26 protein-coding genes are annotated in these 12,432 nt (G+C 38.9%); all 26 read right to left on the bottom strand.

What is annotated here, in order from left to right; translation table 11 throughout:
- Positions 1-17 precede the first annotated feature (17 nt).
- A complete protein-coding gene (rpsD, locus tag O9316_RS10580; protein ID WP_073361279.1) occupies positions 18-623 on the bottom strand; it encodes a 30S ribosomal protein S4 in 606 nt (201 codons plus the stop codon).
- A gap of 83 nt (positions 624-706) precedes the next feature.
- Positions 707-1,090 (bottom strand): 30S ribosomal protein S11, encoded by a 384-nt coding sequence (rpsK, locus tag O9316_RS10575; protein WP_073361281.1) that lies wholly within the window; start codon positions 1,088-1,090, stop codon positions 707-709.
- Positions 1,091-1,098: 8 nt separating this feature from the next.
- A complete protein-coding gene (gene rpsM / locus O9316_RS10570; RefSeq protein WP_073361283.1) occupies positions 1,099-1,473 on the bottom strand; it encodes a 30S ribosomal protein S13 in 375 nt (124 codons plus the stop codon).
- A 2-nt stretch (positions 1,474-1,475) separates the two neighbouring features.
- Positions 1,476-1,592 carry a type B 50S ribosomal protein L36 gene (gene ykgO, locus O9316_RS10565; RefSeq protein ID WP_002987490.1) on the bottom strand — a complete coding sequence of 39 codons (117 nt, stop codon included), beginning with the start codon at positions 1,590-1,592 and terminating at the stop codon, positions 1,476-1,478.
- 12 nt (positions 1,593-1,604) lie between these two features.
- The gene (gene infA / locus O9316_RS10560) at positions 1,605-1,820 is read right to left on the bottom strand and encodes a translation initiation factor IF-1 (protein WP_026714631.1); all 216 of its coding nucleotides are present in this window, start codon (positions 1,818-1,820) and stop codon (positions 1,605-1,607) included.
- A 5-nt stretch (positions 1,821-1,825) separates the two neighbouring features.
- Positions 1,826-3,169, bottom strand: coding sequence for a preprotein translocase subunit SecY (gene secY, locus O9316_RS10555; RefSeq protein ID WP_073361287.1), 1,344 nt, complete (start codon positions 3,167-3,169; stop codon positions 1,826-1,828).
- A 12-nt stretch (positions 3,170-3,181) separates the two neighbouring features.
- Positions 3,182-3,634 (bottom strand): 50S ribosomal protein L15, encoded by a 453-nt coding sequence (gene rplO / locus O9316_RS10550; RefSeq protein ID WP_073361289.1) that lies wholly within the window; start codon positions 3,632-3,634, stop codon positions 3,182-3,184.
- A gap of 11 nt (positions 3,635-3,645) precedes the next feature.
- Positions 3,646-3,828: a 50S ribosomal protein L30 gene (rpmD, locus tag O9316_RS10545; protein WP_073361291.1), complete on the bottom strand. Its 183-nt coding sequence runs from the start codon at positions 3,826-3,828 to the stop codon at positions 3,646-3,648.
- Between the two features lie 12 nt (positions 3,829-3,840).
- Positions 3,841-4,362: a 30S ribosomal protein S5 gene (gene rpsE / locus O9316_RS10540; protein ID WP_073361293.1), complete on the bottom strand. Its 522-nt coding sequence runs from the start codon at positions 4,360-4,362 to the stop codon at positions 3,841-3,843.
- A gap of 5 nt (positions 4,363-4,367) precedes the next feature.
- Positions 4,368-4,721 (bottom strand): 50S ribosomal protein L18, encoded by a 354-nt coding sequence (rplR, locus tag O9316_RS10535; RefSeq protein ID WP_298347183.1) that lies wholly within the window; start codon positions 4,719-4,721, stop codon positions 4,368-4,370.
- 11 nt (positions 4,722-4,732) lie between these two features.
- Positions 4,733-5,275: a 50S ribosomal protein L6 gene (gene rplF / locus O9316_RS10530; protein ID WP_298203929.1), complete on the bottom strand. Its 543-nt coding sequence runs from the start codon at positions 5,273-5,275 to the stop codon at positions 4,733-4,735.
- 14 nt (positions 5,276-5,289) lie between these two features.
- Positions 5,290-5,688 carry a 30S ribosomal protein S8 gene (gene rpsH, locus O9316_RS10525; RefSeq protein ID WP_287781872.1) on the bottom strand — a complete coding sequence of 133 codons (399 nt, stop codon included), beginning with the start codon at positions 5,686-5,688 and terminating at the stop codon, positions 5,290-5,292.
- A gap of 76 nt (positions 5,689-5,764) precedes the next feature.
- Positions 5,765-6,034, bottom strand: a complete 270-nt coding sequence (gene rpsN / locus O9316_RS10520) for a 30S ribosomal protein S14 (protein ID WP_073361301.1) — start codon at positions 6,032-6,034, stop codon at positions 5,765-5,767.
- Between the two features lie 3 nt (positions 6,035-6,037).
- Positions 6,038-6,589: a 50S ribosomal protein L5 gene (rplE, locus tag O9316_RS10515; RefSeq protein ID WP_073361303.1), complete on the bottom strand. Its 552-nt coding sequence runs from the start codon at positions 6,587-6,589 to the stop codon at positions 6,038-6,040.
- Positions 6,590-6,591: 2 nt separating this feature from the next.
- On the bottom strand, positions 6,592-6,906 hold the full coding sequence (rplX, locus tag O9316_RS10510) for a 50S ribosomal protein L24 (protein WP_287781869.1): 315 nt from the start codon (positions 6,904-6,906) through the stop codon (positions 6,592-6,594).
- Between the two features lie 12 nt (positions 6,907-6,918).
- Positions 6,919-7,287, bottom strand: coding sequence for a 50S ribosomal protein L14 (gene rplN / locus O9316_RS10505; RefSeq protein ID WP_007803649.1), 369 nt, complete (start codon positions 7,285-7,287; stop codon positions 6,919-6,921).
- A gap of 2 nt (positions 7,288-7,289) precedes the next feature.
- Positions 7,290-7,547, bottom strand: coding sequence for a 30S ribosomal protein S17 (gene rpsQ, locus O9316_RS10500; RefSeq protein WP_073361652.1), 258 nt, complete (start codon positions 7,545-7,547; stop codon positions 7,290-7,292).
- Between the two features lie 19 nt (positions 7,548-7,566).
- The gene (rpmC, locus tag O9316_RS10495) at positions 7,567-7,758 is read right to left on the bottom strand and encodes a 50S ribosomal protein L29 (protein WP_073361307.1); all 192 of its coding nucleotides are present in this window, start codon (positions 7,756-7,758) and stop codon (positions 7,567-7,569) included.
- A 12-nt stretch (positions 7,759-7,770) separates the two neighbouring features.
- Entirely contained in the window at positions 7,771-8,190 is a 420-nt protein-coding gene (gene rplP, locus O9316_RS10490) for a 50S ribosomal protein L16 (RefSeq protein WP_073361309.1), read from the bottom strand.
- A 19-nt stretch (positions 8,191-8,209) separates the two neighbouring features.
- Positions 8,210-8,950: a 30S ribosomal protein S3 gene (rpsC, locus tag O9316_RS10485; protein ID WP_073361311.1), complete on the bottom strand. Its 741-nt coding sequence runs from the start codon at positions 8,948-8,950 to the stop codon at positions 8,210-8,212.
- An 8-nt stretch (positions 8,951-8,958) separates the two neighbouring features.
- Complete coding sequence (gene rplV, locus O9316_RS10480) at positions 8,959-9,369, bottom strand: 50S ribosomal protein L22 (protein WP_073361313.1); 411 nt, start codon at positions 9,367-9,369, stop codon at positions 8,959-8,961.
- Between the two features lie 6 nt (positions 9,370-9,375).
- Positions 9,376-9,654 carry a 30S ribosomal protein S19 gene (gene rpsS, locus O9316_RS10475; RefSeq protein WP_073361315.1) on the bottom strand — a complete coding sequence of 93 codons (279 nt, stop codon included), beginning with the start codon at positions 9,652-9,654 and terminating at the stop codon, positions 9,376-9,378.
- 10 nt (positions 9,655-9,664) lie between these two features.
- Positions 9,665-10,489 carry a 50S ribosomal protein L2 gene (gene rplB / locus O9316_RS10470; protein ID WP_297516365.1) on the bottom strand — a complete coding sequence of 275 codons (825 nt, stop codon included), beginning with the start codon at positions 10,487-10,489 and terminating at the stop codon, positions 9,665-9,667.
- A 7-nt stretch (positions 10,490-10,496) separates the two neighbouring features.
- The gene (gene rplW, locus O9316_RS10465; RefSeq protein ID WP_298203928.1) at positions 10,497-10,787 is read right to left on the bottom strand and encodes a 50S ribosomal protein L23; all 291 of its coding nucleotides are present in this window, start codon (positions 10,785-10,787) and stop codon (positions 10,497-10,499) included.
- Between the two features lie 7 nt (positions 10,788-10,794).
- The gene (gene rplD / locus O9316_RS10460) at positions 10,795-11,424 is read right to left on the bottom strand and encodes a 50S ribosomal protein L4 (RefSeq protein WP_298203927.1); all 630 of its coding nucleotides are present in this window, start codon (positions 11,422-11,424) and stop codon (positions 10,795-10,797) included.
- Complete coding sequence (gene rplC / locus O9316_RS10455; RefSeq protein WP_073361324.1) at positions 11,424-12,041, bottom strand: 50S ribosomal protein L3; 618 nt, start codon at positions 12,039-12,041, stop codon at positions 11,424-11,426. Before rplC ends, rplD begins: the two co-directional genes overlap by 1 nt.
- Positions 12,042-12,432: the final 391 nt, after the last annotated feature.

Genomic DNA, 12,432 nt, shown 5'->3' with positions numbered 1-12,432 from the left:
TCGACAGGTGTCAGTTATTATTTGTTGTACAACTCTACGATCAATTGTTCTTTGATATTCTCAGGAATTTGAATTCTGGCAGGGACAGAAACAAAAGTTCCTTCTTTAGTATCGTTGTTCCAAGTAATCCACTCGTAAACAGCTGAGGAGTTAGCTAATGAACGTTCGATTGATTCTAATGATTTTGATTTCTCACGAACCGCAATTTTATCGCCAGGTTTTAAGTGGTACGAAGGGATGTTTACCACTTCACCGTTAACGGTAATGTGACGGTGAGAAACAATTTGACGTGCAGCACGACGCGAAGAAGCAATACCCATACGGTACACAACATTATCTAAACGCGCTTCGCACAATTGTAATAGAATTTCACCCGTTACTCCAGAAGCAGCAGATGCTTTTTCATATAGGTTACGGAATTGTTTTTCTAGAATACCGTACGTGTACTTCGCTTTTTGCTTTTCCATTAACTGTACTGCATATTCTGATTTTTTACCTCTCTTTTTAGCCAAACCATGTTGACCAGGAGGGTAATTTCTTTTTTCGAAGGCTTTATCGTCTCCGAAGATTGCTTCGCCAAATTTACGGGCGATTTTAGTTTTTGGACCAGTATATCTTGCCATTTTACTTTTTATTTGGGATAGAGATTATGAATTCAGGTCAAATCCTCCGATAATCTGTATTCTATCCGAGTTATACTTTAAAATTAAACGCGACGTCTTTTCGGTGGACGACAACCGTTGTGAGGCATTGGTGTAACATCAATGATTTCGGTAACTTCAATTCCTCCATTGTGGATAGAACGGATAGCAGATTCTCTACCATTACCTGGCCCTTTGACATATACCTTCACTTTCTTTAAACCTGCTTCTAAGGCAACTTTTGAACAATCTTCAGCAGCCATTTGTGCCGCATAAGGCGTGTTCTTTTTAGAACCACGGAATCCCATTTTACCGGCAGATGACCAAGAGATTACTTCTCCTTTTTTGTTGGTTAACGAAATGATGATATTGTTGAAAGTAGCGTTAATATGAGCTTCACCAGATGATTCAACAATTACTTTGCGTTTTTTTGTATTTGCTTTAGCCATACTACTTATTATTTAGTTGCTTTCTTCTTGTTAGCAACAGTTTTGCGCTTACCTTTTCTAGTTCGAGAATTGTTTTTGGTACGTTGACCGCGTAATGGAAGTCCTGATCTGTGACGGATTCCACGGTAACATCCAATATCCATTAAACGTTTGATGTTTAAGGAAGTTTCTGAACGTAATTCCCCTTCAATTTTGTAGTAGGAAACCGCATCACGGATTGCTCCGATTTCGGTATCATTCCAATCTTGAACTTTTTTGTCTTCGCTAACATTAGCTTTTGCTAAAATTTCGCTAGCTCTGCTTTTACCAATTCCGAAGATATAGGTCAAAGCAATTACCCCTCTTTTATTTTTAGGTATATCTACCCCTGCTATTCTTGCCATAATTATCCTTGTCTTTGTTTAAATCTAGGATTCTTTTTATTAATAACGTACAATCTTCCTTTACGACGCACAATGATACATTCTGCGCTTCTTTTTTTAACTGATGCTCTTACTTTCATTTTTTAATAACTTTAGTATCTGTAAGTGATTCTTGCTTTGGATAAATCGTAAGGACTCATTTCCAATTTCACTTTGTCGCCGGGCAACAATTTGATGTAATGCATGCGCATTTTTCCGGAAATATGAGCAATTACGACATGCCCGTTTTCTAACTCTACTCGGAACATCGCATTGGATAATGCTTCAATGATGGATCCGTCTTGTTCTATTGCTGATTGTTTTGCCATAAAAATTAAGCTACTGCTTTTCTATTTTTACCACTTTTCATCAAACTGTCATAGTGTTGATTCAAAAGATACGTATTGATCTGTTGAATTGTATCGATGGCAACACCTACCATAATGATCAATGAAGTTCCACCGTAAAACATGGCCCAAGACTGTTGCACATCCATACTCACTACAATCGCAGGGAATACAGCAATCAACGCTAGGAATAACGAACCAGGGAACGTAATCAAAGACATAATACGGTCTAAGTAATCGGAAGTTTCAACGCCGGGTTTTACGCCAGGTATAAAACCACCACTACGTTTTAAGTCGTCGGCCATTTTGTTGGTTGGGACAGTAATTGCGGTGTAGAAATACGTAAAAATGATGATTAGCAAAGCAAAAACAACATTATACCATAATCCAAAGATATTACTGAAAGTACCCGCAATGGATTGAGAAACATCGGATTTTGACAAACCAGCTACAACACCGGGAATAAACATAATGGCTTGTGCAAAAATGATCGGCATTACACCTGAAGCATTCAACTTCAATGGAATCCATTGACGATTTCCTCCGTTGGCATCTTGTTCAAAATCACCTGTAGTTGTTCGGCGTGCATATTGCACTGGAATTTTTCGTACGGCCATAACCAATAAGACACAAGCGATAATCACCAACAACCAAATGATAATCTCGAAAACCAACAACATTGGTCCTCCATTATTATTGGTTACACGAGAGGAGAATTCTTGTATCAAAGCTTGTGGCAAACGCGCCAAAATTCCGACCATGATTAACAATGAGATTCCGTTTCCTATTCCTTTATCGGTAATTTTTTCACCCAACCACATCGCAAAAATTGTCCCTGTAGTTAAGATTAATACCGATGAAAATAAGAAGGCAAATGAATCAAATCCAAGTAAAAAGGCACTGGAAGGAATGGTTTGATAGAGGTTGTAAATATACCCAGGGCCTTGCAATAGGGTAATACCTATAGTTAACCAACGGGTAATTTGATTTAATTTTTTACGACCGCTTTCGCCATCCTTCTGTAACTTTTGAAGATACGGAATTGCAATCCCCATTAATTGAACAACAATTGATGCAGAGATGTAAGGCATGATACCCAAAGCAAAAACAGAAGCTTTAGAGAAGGCACCTCCGGTAAACATGTCCAAAATAGAACCCAACCCTTGATCGGTTTGACCTGCTAGGTTGGCCAATTGATTGGCATCAATCCCTGGAAGTGTAACGTGAGCTCCAAATCGGTACACCAAAAGCAAGCCTAGGGTGAAAACGATACGGTTTTTCAACTCTTCTATTTTCCAAACACTCTTAATGGATTCAATAAACTTCTTCATAAAGTTAACGTATTATAAAGTTACAGCCTCACCACCAGCAGCTTCGATTGCTGCTTTAGCCGTAGCTGTAAATTTGTGAGCAGTTACTTTCAATTTAGCCTTCAACTCGCCGCGACCAAGAATCTTTACCAATTCGTTTTTAGTTGCCAAACGGTTTTCAACCAATACTGTAAAATCTACAGTATCTGTAACCAAACCATTATCAACTAAAGCCTGAAGCGTGTCTAAGTTTACACCTTGATATTCTACTCGGTTGATATTTTTAAAACCAAACTTTGGTACACGACGTTGAAGTGGCATCTGACCCCCTTCAAAACCAATCTTTTTGGAGTAACCAGAACGAGACTTAGCTCCTTTGTGACCGCGCGTTGAAGTACCTCCTTTTCCGGAACCTTCTCCACGACCTACTCTTTTGTTTTGGTTGTGCGTAGAACCCGCTGCTGGTTGTAAGTTACTTAAATTCATAACGTATCTTGTTATTTAACTTCCTCAACGGAAACTAAGTGTTTAACTTTATTTATCATTCCAAGGATAGCTGGGTTTGATTCATGTTCCACAACTTGTCCTATTCTACGAAGACCTAAAGCAACCAATCCTCTTTTTTGAGATTGCGGACAGTTGATTTGACTTCTAACTTGTTTTACTACTAACTTTGCCATACTTTAAGCGAATTATCCTTTAAAAACTTTATCCAAAGACACTCCTCTTTGTTTGGCAACAGTAGCTGCACTACGCATTTGAAGTAATGCATCAAAAGTAGCTTTTACCACATTGTGAGGGTTTGAGGATCCTTGCGATTTTGACAATACATCGTGAACACCTACCGATTCCAAAACGGCACGAACAGCACCACCAGCAATAACTCCGGTACCGTGTGAAGCCGGCATTAAATAAACGCGAGCTCCTCCGTATTTTCCTTTTTGTTCGTGAGGTACAGAGTGACCACTAAGAGGAATGCGCACTAGATTTTTCTTTGCATCTTCTACCGCTTTAGCAATAGCTTCAGAAACGTCTTTGGATTTTCCAAGACCGTGACCTACTACACCATGCTCATCACCGACAACGACGATAGCAGAGAAACCAAATGCTCTACCTCCTTTGGTTACTTTAGTAACACGATTTACACTCACCAAACGGTCTTTCAACTCAAGTCCGCTGGGTTTTACTAGTTCGATATTTTTGTACTTGTACATAACGATTAGAATTTAAGTCCAGCGGCTCTAGCGCCATCTGCTAATGATTTAACACGTCCATTGTATAAATAACCCCCACGATCGAATGCGATAGTTTCTACACCTGCTTTTAACGCTTTTTCACCCAAAAGTTTACCAACTTGCTCGGCAATTTCCACGTTTGTACCTTTGAAATCTACTCCTTTTTCGCGCGATGAAGCAGCTAATAAAGTAACACCATTCACATCGTCTATGAGCTGGGCATAGATTTCTTTATTACTTCTGAATACCGAAAGTCTGGGTTGGGTAGCAGTACCCTTGACAATCTTACGGATTCTGAACTGAATTCTTTGTCTTCTTTCCGATTTTGATAATGACATAACCTTTATTTTTAAGCTGATTTACCTGCTTTTCTTCTTAATACTTCACCTACAAACTTGATACCTTTTCCTTTGTATGGCTCAGGCTTACGGAAACCGCGAATTTTCGCAGTCACTTGACCTAAAAGCTGTTTGTCGTAAGAGGTAAGTTTTACAATAGGGTTTTTTCCTTTTTCAGAAATAGTTTCCACCGTAACTTCTGGTGCAATTTCTAAAACGATATTGTGTGAATATCCTAAAGCAAGATCCAATTTTTGACCTGCATTAGAAGCACGATATCCTACCCCTACTAGTTCTAATTCATTCGTAAAACCGGTTGAAACCCCAATAATCATGTTGTTGATTAAAGAGCGGTATAAACCGTGTTTTGCGCGTTGATCTTTATAATCAGATGATCGTTCTACTGTGATTTGATCACCTTCAACTTTTACAGTTACGTCTGAGAACTCCTGTGTAAGTTGACCTAATTTTCCTTTTACTGTAATCACACCTTCGCCTAGAGTTACCTCTACTCCCGCTGGGATCGTAATTGGGCTTTTACCTATTCTTGACATCGTTTCCCTTTTTATTAGTATACGTAACAAATAACTTCACCACCCACATTCAACTGGCGCGCTTGCTTACCGGTCATCAATCCTTTGGAAGTTGACACAATAGCAATACCCAAACCGTTCAAGATTCGGGGTAATTTTGTAGCACCTGCATATTTACGTAAACCTGGTTTACTAATTCTTTGGATATCTCTAATCACCGACTCTTTAGTATCCTTATCGTACTTAAGAGCGATTTTGATGGTACCCTGAACGGTATTATCTTCAAACTTGTAGCTTAAGATATACCCTTGATCAAATAAAATTTTGGTGATTTCTTTCTTCATATTAGAAGCAGGAATTTCAACCACTTTGTGATTGGCTTTTGCTGCATTTCTAATTCTCGTAAGAAAATCGGCAATTGGATCTGTATACATATGTATGAATTTGCGGTTATGGTTTTCGCTGAACACTATGCCCAGCGAACCTTTAACCAATTAAACTTTTTATTGCTTACCAGCTCGCTTTTTTCACCCCAGGAATTAAGCCTTGGTTGGCCATTTCACGGAAAGTAACACGTGAAATACCGAATTGACGCATGTATCCGCGAGGACGACCCGTTAATTTACAACGGTTGTGCAAACGAACAGGAGAAGCGTTTTTAGGTAATTTCTGTAACCCTTCGTAATCTCCAGCTTCTAATAACGCTTTGCGCTTTTCAGCATATTTCGCTACCGTTTTTTGGCGTTTCACCTCACGGGCTTTCATTGATTCTTTAGCCATAACTTAATTCTTTTTAAAAGGTAAACCTAATTCAGCTAGTAATGATTTTGCTTCTTTGTCGGTTTTGGCAGTCGTTACAAAAGTAATGTCCATACCGGCAATTTTGTTCACTTTATCGATGTCGATTTCAGGAAAAATGATTTGCTCTGTAACCCCTAAGTTGTAATTTCCACGTCCATCAAAACCATTTGCTTTGATACCGCTGAAATCACGTACACGAGGTAACGCTGAAGTAATCAAACGATCCAAGAATTCATACATACGCTCACCACGTAAAGTTACTTTAGCACCAATAGGCATTCCTTTACGCAATTTAAAGGAAGCAACGTCTTTTTTAGAAATGGTCGCTAACGCTTTTTGACCGGTGATTTTAGTCAACTCATCAACCGCGTAATCTACTAATTTTTTATCAGATACCGCAGCACCTACACCTCGGCTAATTACAATTTTCTCAAGTTTAGGCACTTGCATTACATTTTTGTAACCGAATTCTTCTTTAAGAGCGGTGATAACACGACTCTTATATTCTTGTTTTAGTCTTGGAATATATGCCATAACTACAATACTTGATTAGATTTTTTTGAAAATCTTACTTTCTTATCTCCTTCAGACTTGAATCCAACTTTGGTAGCTTCTTTAGATTTAGGATCTACTAAAGCTAAGTTAGAAATATGAATAGGAGCTTCTTTCTTTACAATACCCCCTTGAGGATTTTGAGCGCTTGGTTTGGTGTGTTTAGAAACCATATTGACTCCTTCCACGATCGCTTTGTTATCCTCACGGATTACACGAACTACCTTGCCTTCAGCCCCTTTGTGGTCACCAGCAATGACTTTAACAACGTCGCCTGATTTAATTTTAATCTTTGTCATCTCTTGATCGAATTAAAGCACTTCAGGTGCCAATGATACAATTTTCATGAATTGCTTCTCACGAAGCTCTCGAGCAACCGGACCAAAAACACGCGTACCACGCATCTCACCTGCCGCATTCAACAATACACAAGCGTTATCATCAAAACGGATGTAAGAACCATCAGCACGACGTACTTCTTTTTTGGTACGTACAACAACTGCAGTGGAAACCGCACCTTTTTTAACGTTTCCGTTGGGTGTGGCATCTTTGATAGAAACTACAATTTTATCTCCAACAGAGGCATAACGACGTTTCGTTCCTCCTAACACGCGGATAGTTAGTACTTCCTTAGCACCTGTATTGTCCGCAACTTTTAATCTACTTTCCTGTTGTACCATGATTACTTCGCTCTTTCAATGATTTCAACTAATCTCCAACATTTGGTTTTACTCAACGGACGTGTTTCCATGATACGTACGGTATCGCCAATGTTACAGTCATTTTTTTCGTCGTGTGCAACATATTTCTTAGTTTTTAACACGAACTTACCATATAATGGGTGCTTTACTTTTTTAGTTTCAGCAACAACAATAGATTTTGCCATTTTGTTGCTAGTAACCACACCAATTCTTTCTTTTCTTAAATTTCTTTTTTCCATCATTCAGCGGATATTACAATTATTGTAACTCTCTTTTGCTTAATTCAGTCGCCAATCGAGCTACCGTTCTACGCATACTGCGAATTTGAAGCGGATTTTGGATTGGAGAAACGGCGTGAGCCATTTGTAAATCAGCGTAAGACTTTTTCATTTCACTAAGCTTTGCTTGCAACTCAGCTGTAGACAGATTGATAATTTCTGATTGTTTCATAATGTGATCTAATTATGCTTCGAAATCTCTAGCAACGACAAACTTAGTTTTAACGGGAAGTTTCTGAGCGGCCAAACGCAAAGCTTCTTTGGCTACTGATAGCGGCACTCCACCTACTTCAAACATGATTCTGCCTGGTTTAACAACGGCAGCCCAATATTCAACGGCACCTTTACCTTTACCCATACGTACTTCAAGGGGTTTCTTTGTAATTGGTTTATCCGGGAAGATCTTAATCCATAACTGTCCTTCACGCTTCATGTAACGGGTAGCAGCGATACGGGCAGCCTCGATTTGACGGGATGTTAAAAACGCTGAATCTAACGATTTAATTCCAAACATTCCGTTGGAAAGTACATGTCCACGTTGTGACACGCCTTTCATTTTACCTTTCTGTACCTTGCGGTATTTTGTTCTTTTAGGCTGTAACATTTTTCTTTAATTTAAAAAATTACTTTCTTTTACGGGCCCCTCCCGATTTACCGGATTTCCCATTACGGGGTGCATCCCCTTTACCACCAGCAGCTTGTTTTTTATCCATGCCTACTAATGGCGATAAATCGCGTTTTCCGTAAACTTCACCTTTCATGATCCATACTTTGATACCCATTCTACCGTAAGTAGTATGTGCTTCAGCCAAAGCGTAATCAATATCGGCTCTGAAAGTGGATAGAGGAATACGACCTTCTTTGAAATTTTCAGAACGTGCCATTTCAGCTCCATTCAATCGACCAGAAATCATAACTTTGATTCCTTCCGCATTCATACGCATGGCAGCCGCGATAGCCATTTTAATAGCTCTTCGGTATGAAATACGACTTTCGATTTGACGTGCAATACTAGAAGCTACTAGGAAAGCATCCAACTCGGGTCTTTTGATTTCAAAGATGTTGATTTGAACCTCTTTGTCCGTAATTTTCTTTAACTCCTCTTTCAACTTGTCTACCTCTTGACCGCCTTTACCAATGATGATACCAGGACGAGCCGTAGTGATAGTAACGGTTACAAGTTTTAAAGTGCGCTCGATAATTACTTTAGATACACTAGCTTTTGATAAACGCGCATGGATATACTTTCTGATTTTATAATCTTCAGCGATTTTGTCGCCGTAATCATTTCCACCATACCAGTTTGAATCCCATCCTCTGATGATACCAAGGCGATTTCCAATTGGATTTGTCTTTTGTCCCATACTGTTTATTAATTACTTTGTGTGTTATCTACTTGTCCTAACACGATAGTTACGTGGTTGGAACGTTTTCTGATTCTGTGTGCGCGACCTTGTGGAGCAGGACGTAATCGTTTTAACATTACACCCCCATCAACTTTGATCTCTTTTACAAATAAGCCTGCTTCTGCCACATTGCCTTCACTATTTTTCTGCTCCCAGTTATTGATGGCAGATAACAATAGTTTTTCCAATTTGCGTGAAGCTTCTTTTGAGCTGAATCTTAGAATACTAAGTGCTCTTTCCACTTTCTGACCTCTTACCAAGTCTGCTACTAAGCGCATTTTTCTAGGTGAAGTAGGGCAGTTATTTAACTTAGCAAAAGCCAAAGACTTATTCGCCTCTTTTCTTGCGTCTGCTGTATTTCTTTTACGAACTCCCATTTCTTCTTATTTTTTACCTTTATTTTTAGCTCCAGCATGACCTCTAAAGGATCTTGTTGGTGAAAATTCTCCTAATTTATGACCCACCATGTTCTCGGTAACATACACAGGAACGAATTGGCGACCATTGTGAACTGCGATAGTTTGTCCAACGAAGTCAGGCGTAATCATTGAGGCTCTTGACCAAGTCTTAACCACATTTTTATTGCCATTTTCAGCGTTTTCTAAAACTTTCTTTTCTAATTTATAGTGAACGTAAGGTCCTTTCTTTAATGAACGTGCCATGTCTATCTAATTATTTCTTTCTGCGTTCAACAATATACTTGTTACTTGGATTAACTAAAGAACGTGTTCTGTATCCTTTAGCTGGTAGACCTTTTCTAGAACGTGGGTGACCTCCAGAAGAACGTCCTTCACCACCTCCCATCGGGTGATCTACAGGGTTCATCGCTACTGGTCGTGTTCTTGGTCTTCTACCTAACCATCTGCTTCTACCTGCTTTACCAGATACAATTAACTGGTGGTCAGAGTTGGAAACTGCACCAATGGTAGCCATACAAGTCAACAAGATTAAACGAGTTTCTCCTGAAGGCATTTTGATCGTTGCATATTTACCATCACGAGCCATCAATTGGGCAAAAGTACCCGCTGAACGCGCAATAATAGCTCCCTGACCTGGACGTAATTCAATACATGAAATTACCGTTCCAAGAGGAATCTTACTTAATGGTAAAGTGTTTCCGATTTCAGGCGCAGCATTTTCACCTGATACTACTGTCTGACCTACTTGTAAACCATTTTGAGCAATGATGTAGGTTTTTTCTCCATCCGCATACGCTAATAATGCGATAAAGGCAGTTCGGTTTGGATCATACTCAATCGACTTAACGGTTGCAGGGATACCAAACTTAGTTCTTTTGAAATCGATAATACGATAACGTTGCTTGTGACCACCGCCTGTATAACGCATGGTCATTTTTCCTTGACTATTTCTACCTCCTGAGCTTTTTTTCGGTGCGATTAATGAACGCTCCGGCTTATCAGTTGTAATGGCGTCAAAACCATTGACAACTCTAAAACGCTGGCCAGGGGTAATAGGTTTTAATTTTCTAACTGACATTGTTTACTTAGTTATTAGGATAAAAATCAATTGTTTCACCTTCCTGTACTTGTACGATGGCTTTTTTGTACGAATTTGTTTTTCCTTGAATCAAACCACTTTTGGTATATTTAGTAGTGCGATCAGGACGAACATTCATCGTATTAACTTCAACAACGGTAACGCCATAAGCAGCCTCTACAGCTTTCTTGATCTGTACTTTGTTGGCTTTTTTATCTACAACGAAACCAAAACGATTAAAAAGCTCCCCGTCTTTGGTCACTTTTTCGGTAATGATAGGTTTAATGATGATACTCATGGCTCTGTTATTTACTTAAATTTTCTACAATTCCCGCTACAGAACTCTCTGTTAGCACTAAATTATTTGCATGTAATATGCCGTAAGCGCTTAATTCTGAAGAAGTTACAACCTTAGAGGCTTGTAAATTGCGTGACGACAAATATACATTATTATTTGTATCACCCAACACGAACAATGATTTTTTGTTCTCTAACCCTAAAGCATTCAATACACTAAGGAATTTTTTGGTGCTTGGTGTTTCAAAAGTGAAATCTTCCACAACAATCAAATTAGACTCTTTCGCTTTCATAGACAAAGCTGATTTACGCGCTAAACGCTTCAAGCCTTTGTTCAATTTGAAAGAATAGCTACGTGGACGAGGACCGAAAATTGTACCTCCACCTACGAATACAGGAGACTTAACACTACCTGCACGCGCTGTACCTGTTCCTTTTTGTTTTTTTATCTTGCGTGTACTACCAGCCACTTCATTGCGCTCTTTCGCTTTGTGTGTTCCTTGTCTTTGGTTAGCAAGGTATTGCTTAACATCAAGATATACCGCATGGTTGTTTGGCTCGATGCCAAATACAGCATCAGAAAGTTCTACTTTTCTGCCTGTATCTTTTCCGTTACTATCTAAAACTTTTACTTCCATTACTTCTGAATGATTACATACGAGTTTTTATGTCCAGGAACCGCACCTTTAACCACCAATAGGTTTTTGTCAGCTACGACTTTCAAAACTCTAAGATTTTGTACTTTAACATTTTGACCTCCCATTCTTCCGGCCATACGCATTCCTTTGAATACACGAGAAGGATACGATGAAGCACCCACAGACCCCGGTGCACGCAAACGGTTGTGCTGACCGTGTGTAGATTGTCCAACCCCACCAAATCCGTGACGTTTTACAACCCCTTGGAAACCTTTTCCTTTTGACACACCTTGTACATCGACAAATTCGCCTTCGCTGAAAACGTCAACTGTGATGTTATCACCAAGTTTATACTCCGTTTCAAAACCTTGGAATTCAACGACTTTTTTCTTAGCAGATGTCCCCGCTTTTTTAAAGTGACCTACGGCCGCTTTAGTGGCGTGTTTTTCTGTTTTGTCATCGAAACCAAGTTGCAACGCTTCATACCCGTCAACCTCTTTGGTTCTGACTTGGGTAACGACACATGGACCTGCTTCAATCACGGTACAGGGGATGTTTTTCCCGTTCTCGTCAAAGATGCTGGTCATGCCGATTTTTCTTCCAATTAACCCAGACATAAAAATTATTAATTAATTAAACATTGTTTAGCAATGGCAAGTAGCCATTTTTTTGAGCGTGCAAATATATAGATTAGAATCCATCAATCAAAATAATCTAAGTAATTATTTTTCAGGAAGTAATCAACCGATTTTAAACGACAATTTATTAAGAAATAAAATTGGCAAAAATATGTTGTAAGCCCCCGAAAACAAAAGGAATCAACGCAACTGTATTCATTTTTAAGCAGCCAGAGAGACGGGCAAATGCTTAAATAGTCATTCCTTAAAAAGCCACTATTTTAAATTTCGATTAAAATAGTGGTTTTATTTTTAGTGAAAAAGTTGAACAATAATTGTAACCAAAAAATAATTAGTTCTTTAATTTGGTTAAATCGGAGCTTTAGATTGT

The organism is Flavobacterium sp., assembly GCF_027533505.1.
GTDB lineage: Bacteria > Bacteroidota > Bacteroidia > Flavobacteriales > Flavobacteriaceae > Flavobacterium.
Note: the sequence above shows the minus strand (reverse complement) of the source record. Positions and strands in the feature narration are given on the sequence as shown.